Source organism: Rhizobium sp. SVR5-2C (genome assembly GCF_056755115.1).
This window is the reverse complement of the sequence record NZ_JBNDHT010000676.1, coordinates 1-229: the sequence shown is the minus strand read 5'-3', so window position 1 is coordinate 229 and position 229 is coordinate 1. Positions and strand designations below refer to the sequence as shown.

Annotated in this window: 1 pseudogene; it reads right to left on the bottom strand. The window is 62.0% G+C overall.

What is annotated here, in order from left to right:
- Positions 1–229 (bottom strand): annotated as a pseudogene (locus ACPYOI_RS37340) (maleylacetate reductase); the annotation flags it as partial.

The window sequence follows — 229 nt, the reverse complement described above, 5'->3', positions numbered from 1 at the left end:
ATTCGGCCCGCGCCTCGATATCGCTTGAGGCCGCCAAGGTTTCCGGAAGTGCGGACCGGCAGGCGCGCAAGCCCTCGATGGCCAGAAGGGTCGAGATCGGGTTGTGATCCTGCGCGTAGAGCGCTTCGACAGCATGAGCCATAGCATCCAGGCCCGAGGTCATCGACAGGCTGACCGGAAGACAGGTCATCAGCGTGGCGTCATAGATCACCACCTCGGGCAAGATCTT